This is a genomic window from Streptomyces cyaneofuscatus (assembly GCF_042718795.1).
GTDB lineage: Bacteria > Actinomycetota > Actinomycetes > Streptomycetales > Streptomycetaceae > Streptomyces > Streptomyces cyaneofuscatus_A.
Genome location: NZ_JBHXOX010000010.1, coordinates 132,429 through 145,754, shown reverse-complemented (window position 1 = coordinate 145,754; position 13,326 = coordinate 132,429). Strand labels below are relative to the sequence as shown.

General features: G+C 66.1%; 11 protein-coding genes and 1 pseudogene. 8 read left to right on the top strand and 4 right to left on the bottom strand.

Annotated elements, in window-relative coordinates:
* Nucleotides 1-221: 221 nt before the first annotated feature.
* The 8 genes and pseudogenes from ACFWRT_RS13830 (at nt 222) to ACFWRT_RS13800 (ending at nt 4,758) form a co-directional block, all read left to right on the top strand.
* Nucleotides 222-587 (top strand): HNH endonuclease, encoded by a 366-nt coding sequence (locus ACFWRT_RS13830; RefSeq protein ID WP_381121284.1) that lies wholly within the window; start codon nt 222-224, stop codon nt 585-587.
* A gap of 54 nt (nt 588-641) precedes the next feature.
* Nucleotides 642-1,352 carry a hypothetical protein gene (locus ACFWRT_RS13825; RefSeq protein ID WP_380949152.1) on the top strand — a complete coding sequence of 237 codons (711 nt, stop codon included), beginning with the start codon at nt 642-644 and terminating at the stop codon, nt 1,350-1,352.
* A complete protein-coding gene (locus ACFWRT_RS13820) occupies nt 1,349-1,996 on the top strand; it encodes a cell envelope biogenesis protein OmpA (RefSeq protein WP_380949153.1) in 648 nt (215 codons plus the stop codon). Before ACFWRT_RS13825 ends, ACFWRT_RS13820 begins: the two co-directional genes overlap by 4 nt.
* A 166-nt stretch (nt 1,997-2,162) precedes the next feature.
* Nucleotides 2,163-2,873, top strand: coding sequence for a hypothetical protein (locus ACFWRT_RS13815; protein ID WP_380949154.1), 711 nt, complete (start codon nt 2,163-2,165; stop codon nt 2,871-2,873).
* 238 nt (nt 2,874-3,111) lie between these two features.
* Nucleotides 3,112-3,243: pseudogene (locus ACFWRT_RS37625) on the top strand (phosphatase domain-containing protein); the annotation flags it as partial.
* Nucleotides 3,244-3,436: 193 nt separating this feature from the next.
* A complete protein-coding gene (locus ACFWRT_RS13810) occupies nt 3,437-3,844 on the top strand; it encodes a hypothetical protein (RefSeq protein ID WP_380949155.1) in 408 nt (135 codons plus the stop codon).
* Nucleotides 3,837-4,349, top strand: a complete 513-nt coding sequence (locus ACFWRT_RS13805; RefSeq protein ID WP_380949156.1) for a hypothetical protein — start codon at nt 3,837-3,839, stop codon at nt 4,347-4,349. The genes ACFWRT_RS13810 and ACFWRT_RS13805 overlap by 8 nt, the downstream gene beginning before the upstream one ends.
* Nucleotides 4,350-4,569: 220 nt before the next feature.
* A complete protein-coding gene (locus ACFWRT_RS13800; protein ID WP_380949157.1) occupies nt 4,570-4,758 on the top strand; it encodes a hypothetical protein in 189 nt (62 codons plus the stop codon).
* A 353-nt stretch (nt 4,759-5,111) separates the two neighbouring features.
* Here ACFWRT_RS13800 and ACFWRT_RS13795 read toward each other — a convergent pair whose 3' ends face one another.
* The 4 genes from ACFWRT_RS13795 to ACFWRT_RS13780 all read right to left on the bottom strand — a co-directional run bounded on the left by ACFWRT_RS13795 (nt 5,112) and on the right by ACFWRT_RS13780 (nt 13,302).
* Nucleotides 5,112-5,495, bottom strand: coding sequence for an HU family DNA-binding protein (locus ACFWRT_RS13795; protein ID WP_380949158.1), 384 nt, complete (start codon nt 5,493-5,495; stop codon nt 5,112-5,114).
* 132 nt (nt 5,496-5,627) lie between these two features.
* The gene (locus ACFWRT_RS13790; protein WP_380949159.1) at nt 5,628-5,993 is read right to left on the bottom strand and encodes a hypothetical protein; all 366 of its coding nucleotides are present in this window, start codon (nt 5,991-5,993) and stop codon (nt 5,628-5,630) included.
* 39 nt (nt 5,994-6,032) lie between these two features.
* Complete coding sequence (locus ACFWRT_RS13785) at nt 6,033-7,754, bottom strand: hypothetical protein (protein ID WP_380949160.1); 1,722 nt, start codon at nt 7,752-7,754, stop codon at nt 6,033-6,035.
* 1 nt (nt 7,755) lies between these two features.
* Nucleotides 7,756-13,302: a hypothetical protein gene (locus tag ACFWRT_RS13780; protein ID WP_380949161.1), complete on the bottom strand. Its 5,547-nt coding sequence runs from the start codon at nt 13,300-13,302 to the stop codon at nt 7,756-7,758.
* Between the last annotated feature and the right edge of the window lie 24 nt (nt 13,303-13,326).

Genomic DNA, 13,326 nt, shown 5'->3' with positions numbered 1-13,326 from the left:
GCGGTTCGGCGTCCGACCCGAGCGCTCTTCCCGTACAGAAAGCAGCCTTCGACCATGCCCAAGTGCCGCATAGCCTCCGAGCCCGGCCCCAGCACAGGGCATCGTGAGCCCCGGACGGCCGGCTTTCGCCTCGGCGAGCATCGTCTCGTCACGGTCATCGGCTCCGAGGATCTGTCCTGTGCGACCCGGCGTGAGCTGATCACCTTCGGCAACGACCCGCAATGAACGCCATGCAGCCAGACCCGACTGCGCTGCTCGCCTACCTGGCCGTCGCTGCTATCGGCATCCTGTGCCTCGCCATCGGCATTGGCCGTAAGCGGCGCTGGCGGGACCCCACCAGGTTCTTCAGCTGGGGCCAGAAGCAGCAGCTCATCCGCCAGGCCAACGGCCGGTGCGAGCACACGCCGCCTCTGTGGTTCCGGTGCGCGGCACCGGGGACCGAGGCCGATCACGTACACCCCTGGAGCCGAGGCGGACCGACTGAACTGTGGAACGGCCAGTTGCTCTGCCGCCGGCACAACCGGCGAAAGTCCAATCGCGTGCCGAGCCCCCTCTACCGCCGGTGTCTCGAGCGCAGGAGGTACTGACCACCCGGACACGCCCGACCTGTTGAACCGCCCTCACTGAAGGAGCAGATCGCCATGTGCGACAGCATGCTCATCGCGACCATCGCCTTCCCTGCCCAACGTGCCGAGCCGCCGAACTTCGACCGCGGCCGCCAGTTGCTCAAGCAGATCGAGGATCCGTCACTCTTCAACTTCGACGACCCTCGGACCGAGCTGGAAGAGCTGCTGACGGGTCTTGATGTCGAGTGCGACCTCGTCGGCGAGGACGGTGCAGTACTCATCGAGTACGCCCGGCGCGCCGGTATGGCCATCATCGACAGTCTCGAGAAGGCCCTCGATTCCCGAGGGACGACCTTCCTCATCGTCGCCGACTACCGGATCTACATCTCAGGCGGACTCGCCAACGGCGACAGCCGTACGGATGCGACCAGCGCGATCTGGAACGCCTACAAGCTGCCCGAGAGCGTGCTGGTCGCCATGGGCTTCATTCCAGGCTATGAGTTGCCGCTCTCCCGTGCGAACGGCAGCGGAGACCACACGCCCCTCACCGACACCGACATAGTCGACGCGATCGCGCTCGGCCTCGGCACCTCGCCGGACTGGCCCGGTGCCGACACCCTCGCCTGGATCGCCGACGCCATCGGCAAGGTACGCAACCACCCCGGAGGCCGCGATCCCCGCACGTACCAGGCCGAGTTCACCGCGGAGCATGCTGTCGATCCGCTCGACGACCGTTTCCTCACCATGTACGTCCCCGATGGGACCGACGAAGGGGAGAAGGAGTGATCGCGCAGGCGCCGGTGCCGATGCGGTGCGCGGGCCGTCCGACTCTGGGCGGCCTGGTCATCCCGTGGATTACGCTGCACGCTGGCGGTCGGTACCTGTTCGGAGCGCTCGACAAAGCCCGGCGCGACCTGGCACTAGCCGAACGGCTCTGCCAGGTCTGTGGGCAGAGCTTCGATGAACGGATCTGTCTCGCGGTGCGGCCTGCCGATGTACACGCCGGTTACACCGCCGAGCCTGGCATGCATCCGGAGTGCCTCGCATACAGCGTGCGCGCCTGTCCGATGTTGTCCGGAGAAGTCACACGCTACCGGGTCACGTCCGCGTCGTCGGGCCTACCCGGGGTCGCCGAGGCCGACGATGGACCGCGTGCCGGACGTCCCGCAGATGCATTCGACGCCTGGTGGATCACACCCCGCTCGTACGGCGTGAAGACGGACCGGGAGCACCCCGGCCAACTGCTGGGCATAGATCTGGACGTGCCTGTGCTGCGCAAGCGGCTCATCCGCCCGGCGGCAGGCCCGGACCCGGACAGCTTGCTCGCGCTCGCTCGCCAGGCTCTAGGACTCGAAGACCCTGCGCCCAGCTGTCTATATCAGCCCGACGGTGCCTCTCAGCCACATAACACGGTGAAGGAGAGCGAGTGATGGCTGAACCACTGATCTGTCGGAATCCACGAGGCAGCGCACGGAACGGCCAGCCTTGGCGGTCGAGTTCACGAACCTCAGGATGCTCCCTCCCCATCGACCTGACCGTACGGCCTTATCTACGCCACCAGGCCCCGCAGGTTGAGGCGTCTGAGGTGATGGCCGTATGAGCCGCCGTCCAGCCCAGGAACCAGCCATCGACGCGGAAAGCGGCGATGAATCCCATCCCGCCTTCGGCGTCGCCGTCGTCACGCGACGAAGCGGAGGGGGCCGTTCGCTGTTCCAGTCCGACCTGCTCCACAACGAGACCGTCTCGCTCTCCGTCCGCCAGGCCAGGCGCAATCGCGACCTCAACCACGACTGGGTCCATCCGGGCCGAGAACTCGTGGAGATCGAGATGAGCCTCGCTCAGTGGGGCTCACTCGTGTCCTCCATGGGCCTCGGCAGTGGTGTGCCGGTGACCATCCGGAGCACTGAGTGCAACGCCTCCCTGCCCGAGATCCCACATCAGCCCCGCACCGCCGAGAACCTGCGGGAGGTCCGGGAAGTCACCGACCGGATGTACGCTCGCGTCAAGACGGCCACGGCGGCACTCCACGCGGCGATCCACAACAAGAAGGGCGTCAAGGCCACCAAGGAAGCGCTCAACGTTCTCGAGAACGCCGTCGCACGCGCGGGCAGTGACACCCAATTCACTGTCGACTCGCTCGTGGAGGCCGGAGAGCAGGTCGTCGCCCAGGCTCGCGCAGACATCGAGGCCCACGTCCTGGAGTTCGTCCGGCTGACACGTGACGATCCCTCCATCGAAGCCCCGCCATTCGGTGCCCCGGCTCTGCCGGGGCCCGTTCCCAGCCCAGGGGCGCCCACCGATGCCTGAAAGCGCTGCGCCCGACGAGCTGTTCGACGCCGATGACCACACACCGGCCGACCGCTCGGACTGGATCGTTCAGGACGGCGGGCTCATTCATGCCTCCGTGGTCGGCGACTTCGTCTCCGAGTCTTTTCAAGCCCCCCTCCGGGGGCCGGATGAAGCATCAGCCTCGACAAGGGGGGAGGCGAAGCCCTGCTGCTGATGCGCGGCCAGGGGGACATGCGCCCCGACCCCCGCCGTCAAGCATGAGCTGTTCAACGCCCACATTCGCGATGCCTACGACGTCCTCCTGGCCCTGGACGACCGTGACCGGGTGGTAGCCCTGTGGCGCTCGCTCGGCATCGTCTGCCTGCAGGTCGACAAGGGGAACTTCTGACCTCGCGGCCGTCCATCCGTCAGTATCCGTGCCCCAGCCCGCGCTGTGCGGGCTGGGGCACGGTCTTCTTTTCGTTGTGCCCGGCCCACTCTCCAAGATGGAGTGATCTGCTATTCGCCGCCCTTATCGACTCGACGAAAGTTGCCGCGTGCGAGTCGACGACAAACTATTCCCGACTGAATAGACTGAATCTATGACTCATAACAGCAACGCTCACGACAACAGCACTCCCGACTCCGAACTCCCGAAGTTCTCAGTCAATGTCGTCCCGGCCGATCAGATCGGGCGCGAGCACCTCGACACGGTGCTGAACCTCTATCGCCGCGGCGAGACCAAGCCGTTGATCTTCGGAAGCGACAACAAGGCCGAAGCTGCAATCATCCCCTTCGCGGCGTTTGTCCGCCTCGTGAAGTACGACTACGCGGCCGGCGTCCGCGCTGAGGCTGCCTTTCAGGACAAGCTCTCCCGCCGCCTCCAGGAGCCCGACACATCCGGCGAGCCGGGGGTGACCATCGAAGAGCTCGCTGAGAGCCTCGGCCCGCTCGGTCAGCAGTGGGCGGATGAGCATCGCGCTGCGCAGCGGGAGAAGCGTGATGAGTGAACGTCAGCCCCCCATCCGTCTCCTCCCGACGACCGGTCTCAAGCAGGACCTCCAGGGGCTCCACGACGCCGCGCTGATGCACCCTCATGGACCGGAGGGCCGGCTCCTGCGCGTGGCCCTCAACCAGCTAGGCCGGATCCAGCAGGGCGCCCCGAGCACGCACCCGCTGGAGTACATGTCCAGTTACCCCGATCTCTCGGATTGCGAGACCACGTACGTCGGCGCAGATCCGAATGAGAAGCCCTCGCACCGGATCGTCTGGCGGGAGCGCGCGCCTCAGCGCCCGGGCGGGCCCGTTACTCGCGAGGTCATCGCCCTGGGGGAACGCGCGAACGGGCAGGCCTACTACTTGGCCGGCCAGCGTCTGGGGCGCCCTGTGGGCTTCACTCTCGCCGAGCTGGCTGCGCAGCGCGAGCCGATCGCCAGTCCCTCGGGACCCCGGCAGCGCTCGATCGGCAACTTCGGTACGCAATCCACGAACGAGCCTGATCTCCAGTTCGAGTGACCTATGATTCGCTAATTCTTGATCATTACGTGTCTTCAGGGAATAGCGGTGATTCGACAGGAAAGAGGTGGTGGCAATGTATGACCGCGCGCCAACGGCTCAGATGATTGCTCCCGATATTGAGCCCCAGCCCGATGCAGCCAAGGCCTGCCGTCGTCGGATCGGTCCTCGTTCCATCCTTTTCGTACGGCGTAGCGTCGGACTGGCAATCGCCCTTGGGATGGCCTACGGAATCTTCCACATCACCTTCCGCACGGAGGTGTTCTCCTCCGTGCTGGCCTACGCCGGCCCCGTGCAGGAGTTCATCGGCTGGGTGGTTGAGGACCCGGGGCGGGCCTGGATCGCACTGGCGACCCTTGTCATCCCCTACATCGGGCTGTACTACCTGCTCTTCGAGGACCGGAAGTAGTGCGGGAGTGAGTGCAGGGCCACGCGTGAGAGCGCGCGTGGAGCCGTCGCCGTCAATCTGATCAACCGCGTCAGTCTGGCCGTCATCGTCGGATGGGCGACCGGCTTCTTCGCCTCGATCGCGAGCAATGTCGCCGGCCCGTGGAACAACTCTGGGTGTGGATCAACTCGCCGTGGAGCTGCGGTGGGAGCGCCCCCTCGCAGGGGGCGTGCTCATCGTCCCGGCCACCGCGCACGTGCTGACGTTCGCCGTCCCCACGGCTGAGCCTTGCAACTGGGCTCGTCCCGCCATCAAGAGAACCCCCGTGATGCCTGTGCATCACGGGGGTTCCATTTTCTGCTGGCCATCGCTGTCTATGATGCGGCCTGCAGTTCACGATCTACTGTGACTTTCTCGAATCCGTCGGCATCTTCGATCGGCCTGCTGGTCTCCGGTGAGATAATTTCCCCGTCACCCCCCAGCCGTCGGTTGAAGCTGCTCGATGCGGAGAACTTCATAACCACGTAATCGTCGACGCTGCCCTTGCCGAAGCGTACCTTGTGACCCTTATGGTCCTGCCGGTAGAAGCGGCCGAAGCCCGTAAGGACGACCCTCTCTCCGCCGCTGACTGCCCCCGTGAGTTCACCAAGCAACGACTCGTACACCTTGCTCACCACCCGGATCGGCAGCCCGCTGCGAGTCGCAACCCGCGAGATGAATGCGCGCTTACTGACTCGCGATATGTTCGTCGTCCCCATGCTTACACCTTGTCCTATCGTCGTTCATGTCGCCGCGCTACTGAGAAACCAGTCTATCGAAGGGATTCATGAATGGAGAGGTCGGTATGGGCTGATCGAGCGCACTATCTCTAGCTATCCCGACTCATTTGACTAGAGCTCGAGATCTGGCTCGATCTCCTCCCGGTCGTCCTTGGGCTCGTAGTCGACCGACTCGATGATGTTCCGCGTGTACGGATCGCGGCGCTGGCCCACGACCTTGTCGTGGGACTCGTCGAACTGCTGCTGCGCCGCCACGCGGTGGGCAGCATCGAGCTTGGCCCCGATGTTGCGCTCTCCGAACTCGAGCATCGAACTCAGCGACGACTTCGCGCCCTGCTTGATCGCGTTGACGTGCGGCTTGTTCTGCGCCCGCTGCTGCTCCCACTTGCTCCGATCCTCCGGCGTGACATAGCCGAACATCCGCGCGAAACGCGATCCGAACCTGACCTGCTGTCCCTCATTCTGTTCCTGGCTCATGACCTTCGTTCGTTCCTTATCCGTGCTATCGGATCACCCTCAGGCGGGCTGGTAGTCCTCGGAATCGGCCTCAGCGTTCGGGCCGCCGTTCTGCGGGCTGGCTTCCCCCTCGGCAGACGGACCCGCAGGGTGCGACCGCGGCTTGAGCCGCCGCTCCTCAAAGAAGGCGCCTGGGTCGTCGACCGCCGTCTGCAACGTCTGCTGCCAGTTCTCTCCGAGGCTTCGGATCAGCTCGGCCTCAAGATCCGGGTACTTCTCGTTCACTGCCTCCATCGCGTCGACGTATGCGTTGGAGTAGACCCGCTGCTGCTCCTCGGCCGGCAGGCCGTCGATGTCCATGCTCGCGATCATCACCTCGGACTGGTCCAGGCGTTGCTGGAGTAGGTCGGGCAGCCCTCTGGTGTCCAGTGCCCGCTTCTGCGCGGCGAAGCCGACCAGGTAGCCGAGCACGTTGCCTCCGTAAGCCTCTTGGTCGCCGCGTCCCAGCGTGTCGAGCAGCGAGGTCTTCATTGTTTCGGCGAGCTGGATCTGATGGGCGTCCGCGTCCATGGGCCGACGCAGCGTGAACATGCCGTCCTCGGAGAGACGCTGGCCCAGCTGGTCGTCGAACTCCCCGCTCCAAACCGTGCGGACACAGTCCGACCCCGCGATCCGCTCATCGTGCGCAGGGGCCTTGACGATCCGGCCGTGGGCCACACCGTTGACCATCGTGCGCAGCTCGGGCTCGTACGCCATTCGCTCGCCGATGATCGTTCGCGCGCGCTGCACGACCTCCTGGCGCTCCAGGCCGTCTTCACTCATCTGCTTGCGCAGCCGCTTGCGCATCGCCTGGTAGCTATCGCGGATCAGGCCGACGTCCGCGCCCGGCTCGCGCATCTTCCAAAAGGCGCTCTCCATGAGCGCGACCTCGGTCATGGCTGCCGAGTCGGGAGTGAACATCTCCCGGTGGCCGCGCTCGCGGTGCTGCATGGCGTCGAAGCGGTTGCGCCACTTCTTCGTCAGATGGTCACGCGGATCGGCGCTGCCGACGAGGCGCTCACGCCGGGCGTCGCTCGGCACAGTCGTGAAGATCCTCTGCCGGTGCGCGATGCCGGTTTCGGCGAAGGCGACCATACCGCGGGCCCTGGTGTCGATGCGCTCCTGGATCTTGTCCTTGAGAGGCTGGAGGTAGCTGTCCATCTCCGTCTTGAAATCCGGGGCGAGCATCCGCATCGTCATGACCATGCCGACCGCCTGGATGATCGAGTTGGCATTCACACCGCGCGAGAGCGGCTTGAGACACGACTGCATCATCATCTGCATGTAGACGCGGTGCATGACGCCGAGATCCTGCGTCCGCTCCTCGTCGTTGAAGCCGGGCACCAGTAGATTCGAGTCGCGCAGGGAGGCCATGTACTTCTCACCGGCAAGCCGCGTCTCCGCCCGCAGCTTGAGCAGATGTTCGCGCTGATTCAGACCTTCGCTCTCGGCCTCGGCCCGGTCGACGTCGATCCGGTACGCGTGTTCGTGATCGGCCATCCGGTCCCGGGTTTTCGCACCGAAGAATCTGCGGGCACGGTCCCGGAGTCGCTCACGCCAGGCGCGCTCACCGTCTGCGGGCTCCGGTCCCGGCCCGTCGATCGGCTCGTCCGGGCCCGAGCGTCCGTAGGTATGCGCGTTGCCGCTCGGCCCTTCGGCCTGCCGATCGTCGACGACCGGAAGCATCCGGGTCGCGCGCCGACGGTCCGAGGGTTCCGTTCCCAGTTCCTTGTGCTGTGCCATCTCAATACCCCGGCCCGTGGTCGTCGTTGCCCTGCGCCGGATCGATCTCGATGCTCGGCGTGTAGACCGGGCGGGACGTGCCCACGCGCACGGCGTGCGCAGAGCGGCGGTGCGATCCGCGGGTGCGGGCGCCCCCCGCGTCCTGCGAGATCACGTCGGGCTTGACCACCGAGTCATCGAGATCGATCGCGGCATCGTCCAGGCTGTGCGTCTCGGCCGAGCCCAGCTGATTGAGCTGTCGGGACGTCTCAGCCCGGGCCCTCAGAGTTCCTGAGGGCGCGAACTGCTCGTTCTTCTCTCCGTCGTAGACGCTCTCGCGGTTCTTGGCTGCCTCGACCAGATCGGCGAACGTGCCGCCGTAGGCCATTCGGTCCATCACGGTGCCCCGCAGCGACGCGTCCTCTTCCAAGTTTCGGATGAGCCCGGTCTTGGGATCCTCCAGTGCACTTGCCACGCGGGCCACATAGTCCGGGTTGACCGTGACTCCGAAGCCCTCCTTGGACTCGTAGAACTCGACGAACTGCCTCTCCCACTCCTCGGCCGTGGCCTGGACGGGCTCACCGTCGAGGAATGCTGTGCGCCACTGGCCCGGGCCGACGTGCTCGATGCTGCGGCCCCTCCAGAGATCGCGGCCCGGGCCCTGGAGCATCGCGTACTTGTGCCGGGCCTCGGCAGCGTCGTGCTTCGCCTGCAGAATCGACTGGGTCACCGGGTAGGTGACCTCCAAGACGGCCTTGAGGTCCTCGCCGCGCAGCGCTCGCACGGCGCGCTGGCTGAACGAGCCGCCCAGACCGGTGCCGTGGGCCTTGATCGCAGTGGCGAACATTGAGGCTTCCTGGTCGGCCTGCGTGATGCCGGGCGTGCCCTGCGTATCGCCCAGGTTCCGGGCGTAGTCGGTGAGCTTCTTCTCGCTCCCCTTGGCCCCGGTCTCGACACAGACCTCACGCATGCTCTGCAGATGTGTCTCGCGATCCGAGAATGTCAGCGCTGCCCCGAACTCGCCACGCTGTGCCTGGCGGTACAGTCCGCTCAGCTCCTCCGTCACGACCTGCTGGTCGAGCATGATGTCCTCCGGCGACTCCGCGTGGGTGAGCGCCCGCAGCCGGATCCGGTTCGCCTCGCTCCGCGAGCTCTCCAACTCCTCAGCCAGTCCGGCATCCTTGGAGAGCGCGACCTGGGTGTCCAGAGACACCTGCATGGCCAGCGGATGCGAACCATCGCCCTTGACCACTCCGGTGTCCAACAGGTTGGCCGGCACCGAAAGCTTGGCCAGGGCCTCGGCCTTGGCCGCCTCGCCGTGCAGCTTCACCACGGCGACGGCGTCGCCGTCGAAGTCACCGTCGAAGCAGGCGTCCATCACCGGGTTGATTGCGGCACCGGTGAGCCGGTCGTCGATCGCGACCCGCATGTAACGCACGCCGGCGTCACGGAGCACCGGATCACGCCACACCAGCGCGTGGTCGCCCTCGGCCAGCCCCAGCTGCTGGGCCTTGACCGAGCTGAGCGCAACCTGGTCGACGTCCAGCCGCGGGTCTGAGGTCCACACCATCGTCGCCGAGTCGGTGAGCCGCGAGGCCATCAGCCCGGTCTTGAAGACGTTGTTCTTGCCCGTCAACACTCGGTTCTGCACGTCGGTCGTGATCGCCTCGAAGGCGCGCTGGGCGCCCGATACCGACTTGCTCATGCCGCGGCGTACCTCGGCGCGCTTCTCCGCGGGCAGACCCTGGCTATCCAGCTGCTCGGCCATATAGCGGTAGCGGCAGGCCTCGACGAAGATGTCCTGATAGCTGCGGGTGTAGTCGTGCGTGACGGAGGCCCCGTCCTCGAACTCCTGGCCACTGCGCAGATGCGAGGACATCACCGGCAGCTTCCACGAGCTCGCGCTCACCGTCTCGGTCTGCTCACCCGTCGGATACGTGAGCGGGAACGGGATCTCCATGTCGCCGCCGCGGTCGCCGATGAGATTGCCGAAGGATTTGCGCATCGCCGTGGTGTTGAGTCCCGGGAGCTGGCCCTCCTTGCGCGGCTGAGTACGCAGCAGCTCGGGCATCGGGATGAACCGGCGCTCGGGGCGCTCGTCGACGCCTTCGGCCTGGCCGACCACCCGCAGCGTGCCGTCAGCCTCCATGTCCATGCCTGTCACCAGCAGGTACTCGCGCAGGTTGGATTCGGCCCCGCTGTTGTGACTGTAGAACTCGCGCATGATCGACGGGCAGTCCTGAGACTGCAGCGCCCAGGCCAGCTGCGAGGAGGCCTTACGGCCTCTGCCGGCGCGCACCTGGTCGTCGTCGTAGATCTTCGTTTTCTCGTCGACGGCCATATGGGTGATCACGAAGCGCATCTCTCCCAGAGCGCGCGGCCGCAGTTCCCCGGTGGGAGAGTGCAGGTCGGAGACATTCCCGCCCATCAGCTCGCGCGCCGAGCCCGCGTTGCGCCGGGAAATCAGGCTGAACGGGCTCATCACCACGTGCAGGCCCGGGTTGGCCCGGAACCAGTTGACCTCTTCGACGACATCCCGCTCCTGCGCGTCCTGCAGCGGCATGTCCCGGTCGACGATCAGCGAGATCACGCCCTTGTTGCCGTGCAGATCCGAGATCTTGTCGCCCACGACGAGCTCTCGCTCCTGGCCGCCGGCGCCGCGGATGCGGTGGCCCGCGGCGAACTCCTTCGACACCACGATCGGGTCGTCAGCCGTCCAGCCGCCGAAGGTCATCAGCGCCGTCTTCGCCGGCGCGGTGATCTCGGAAGACTGCATGATCGTGGAGGCCGTCATCTGCTGGCGGTCGAACGGGTCGTATCGCAGCGTCTCAAGCTCGGAGAGCGCCATGAGCGGTGCACGCTGCCCGGCCACGCTCTCGTCGCCCGGCACGATCCGGCCGTCGGTGTCGACCTGGGCTTGGGCGGTCAGGTACCGCACGATGCCCTGGTTGGTCGCACCTCCGGTCATCACCGGATCGAAGTAGCCGCCGACGGCAGCAACGTTGTTCCCGTCCTTGCCCGTGAGCACCGCCATGTTCCGCCCGCCGGTGAGTCGCCAGGCGTCGAAACGGTTGTCGTCAGCCGGATCGGCTCGATCGCGCTGGGCCCGGTACTCGGCATAGATCGTCGAGCCTGCCTTGATCTCGTTGGAGTAGCGCACACGGCGCGCCTCGGTCTGCAGGATCGCAGCCGTCCACTCCTCCAGATGCTCCGTAACCTTGCCGGTGGACTCGTCGAGCTGATACGTGGTCGCACGCTCGATGAAGTCGATCGGATGCTTCGTGCCGTACAGCTGGGAGTAGACCGCGTTGAGCGAGGAGGGCTCGCCCGTCTCGCTTCGCCCGGCGATGAGGTCGCCGGCGATCTGGTACTGGATGCGCTCGTGCATGAGCTGCTCGTAGCCGCGCAGGCGCGTGCGTTCCTCGATCGAGGTCGGAGCCTCACCCGGAGGCTGGGCCGTGATCGTGGCCTCGTAGCCCGGCACGACCAGGGCATTCTCCCCGCTGGCGAAGGCGGTAGTGATCTCGCCGTACGCGCCGACATCGAAGACCTGGCCGATCTCACCCGCGATCGGTGTCCCCTTACCATCACGGCGCAGCTTCTCGCCGCTCCAGCGGATGACGCCCTGTTCGTCGACCAGGATCTCGGAGACCGTCGCAGCGTTGCGCTCGATGGCCTCACGCACGGTCACCCCGACGCGCCGCATGAACGCAGATCCGTGATCAGCGATCGGCACAGAGCGTTCGGCGTTGAAACGTACGAGCCGGTCCTTGAACCGGGTCGTCTGGAAGGTCGAGCCCAGCATCTCGCCGGGGGAGATCCGGCAACGACGAAGCGCCGAGGCGAGGTTGTCGAGGTTCGACCACTGCCCAGCGGGGCTGGTCATGTACCGCGCCACCCGGTCGGGGTTGAAGCGCTGATCAACCCACTCACCATCAATATCATGAACCTGCGCCTCCCAGGTCCCGATGAGTTCGAAGGGAACGTCCTCAGCGTGCTGCCGGACCTTCTCGACAGCAGTGCCGCTGTAGACGAGGTTGCCCATCTCGGGCACCTTCCCGGCCTGCAGCTCGCCGATCTTCTCCAGCCGTTCCTGGTACATCTCTTCCGTCGCGCCCGGGCGCAGCAGCTCGCTGTGCGCGCCGGTGAGCACGTCCCAGTACGAGCGCTGAATCGCAGCGATCTCAGAGTCAGCCGAGTACTCCGGCGGCTCGATCGCATCCAACTGTCCGCCGGTTCGCTCCAGCTCGGCCTCGGCACGAGCGATGAGTTCTTCGACGCCCAGGGCTGACTGTAGGTTGTGCCGAGCACTCTCGACGGCGGCCTTCGCATAAGCCTCAGCTGGCTCAGCGTCGATGAAGAAGGCCGGCAGCGAGCGGTTCTTGGCATCCCGGCGGAGCATCACCTTCGAGCCGGGCCGAGGGCCGGACTCACCAGGGGCCACGTAGTCGCCGGCCACGAACATCGATTCGCGGTCGATGTGGTAGCTGTCGGGCACGTCCACCACCGTGCGGCCACGGACGCGCTCTGAGTGCGTCATGCCGGTCTCGCCCGCGGGGTGCCCCGGCAGATCCGTGCGTTCGATGCGATGGCCCTGCGCGAAGCGCAGTAGCTGGACAGCTTCCGCAGGCGAGGGGGAGTAGACCGCCATGCCGCCGGGGACCCGGTAGTTCGTCGAGTAGCGCAGTACGGTGCCGCTGTCGTAGATCCGGGCTCCGGCGTACTCCTCCTGACGCGTGTCGGTCAGGCGGATCTCCATGCCGGTCCCGGCGACCTTTGCCTTGATCTGCCCCGGCTCGCGGTCGCGCAGCACGGCGTAGGACACGCCCTGGGTCTTCAGCTCTTCAAGTAGTGCCGCCGAGCGAGCCACGGCGCGCCGGGACATGAAGTGGTTGCGGTCGACGCGGTTCGTCTGCGGGTCCCGGCCGCCGTCGATGACCCACTCGCGCACCTGGTCGTATTCCTGCCGGCTCATCTTGTCCATCAAGGCGGTGAGTCCAGCGGCGTCGTCGTTCGTCATCGCGCGACCTGCCTCGAACGGCTTGCCTTCGTCGTCGATGCGCCAGAGCACCATGTTTCCGCGCCGCGGATCGGAGAGGGTCTCCACCTCGCCGCCGGCCACGCGTCCGATCGTCTCGTCCGGCAGGTACACCAGCGCAGTCCCGGCGCGTTTCACCGTCGCGCGTTCGGACCAGTCGGGGTCGTAGGGGCTGACCGGCAGCCGGGCCGACTTCGGGTCGACCTGGGCGCCGACGCCGGTGACGCGGGTAAACTCCCGCTGCGACTGCTGGTACCGCTCGTTCTGCGGGGAATGGTCACCGAACTGCTGCTCGTAGTCGGTCACCTTCTCCGCGAACGCCTGGTCTATGGCGGAGAGGCAGTCTGTGACGCCCAGCCGCGGGTCGGCCAGCGCGGTGCCCCGCTGGCCGAGGATCGCGTCGACCCGGGCCCGGATCGCCTTGGCCTGGGAGATCGGAACGACCTGTCCGGCCTGCTCCCGGGCTTGGTCGACTGCCTTGTAGAAGACGTACTCGTAGAAGTACTTGCGCAGTCCGTGTGCCTTTTTCATAGATGATCAGCCTCCTGTGGACGC

What these genes read in the sequence shown, in the direction of transcription:
- ACFWRT_RS13830 (WP_381121284.1), top strand. Translation starts at nt 222, where the DNA reads ATGAACGCCATGCAGCCAGACCCGACTGCGCTGCTCGCCTACCTGGCC.
- ACFWRT_RS13825 (WP_380949152.1), top strand. Translation starts at nt 642, where the DNA reads ATGTGCGACAGCATGCTCATCGCGACCATCGCCTTCCCTGCCCAACGT.
- ACFWRT_RS13815 (WP_380949154.1), top strand. Translation starts at nt 2,163, where the DNA reads ATGAGCCGCCGTCCAGCCCAGGAACCAGCCATCGACGCGGAAAGCGGC.
- ACFWRT_RS13810 (WP_380949155.1), top strand. Translation starts at nt 3,437, where the DNA reads ATGACTCATAACAGCAACGCTCACGACAACAGCACTCCCGACTCCGAA.
- ACFWRT_RS13805 (WP_380949156.1), top strand. Translation starts at nt 3,837, where the DNA reads ATGAGTGAACGTCAGCCCCCCATCCGTCTCCTCCCGACGACCGGTCTC.
- ACFWRT_RS13800 (WP_380949157.1), top strand. Translation starts at nt 4,570, where the DNA reads ATGGCCTACGGAATCTTCCACATCACCTTCCGCACGGAGGTGTTCTCC.
- ACFWRT_RS13795 (WP_380949158.1), bottom strand. Translation starts at nt 5,495, where the DNA reads ATGGGGACGACGAACATATCGCGAGTCAGTAAGCGCGCATTCATCTCG.
- ACFWRT_RS13790 (WP_380949159.1), bottom strand. Translation starts at nt 5,993, where the DNA reads ATGAGCCAGGAACAGAATGAGGGACAGCAGGTCAGGTTCGGATCGCGT.
- ACFWRT_RS13785 (WP_380949160.1), bottom strand. Translation starts at nt 7,754, where the DNA reads ATGGCACAGCACAAGGAACTGGGAACGGAACCCTCGGACCGTCGGCGC.
- ACFWRT_RS13780 (WP_380949161.1), bottom strand. Translation starts at nt 13,302, where the DNA reads ATGAAAAAGGCACACGGACTGCGCAAGTACTTCTACGAGTACGTCTTC.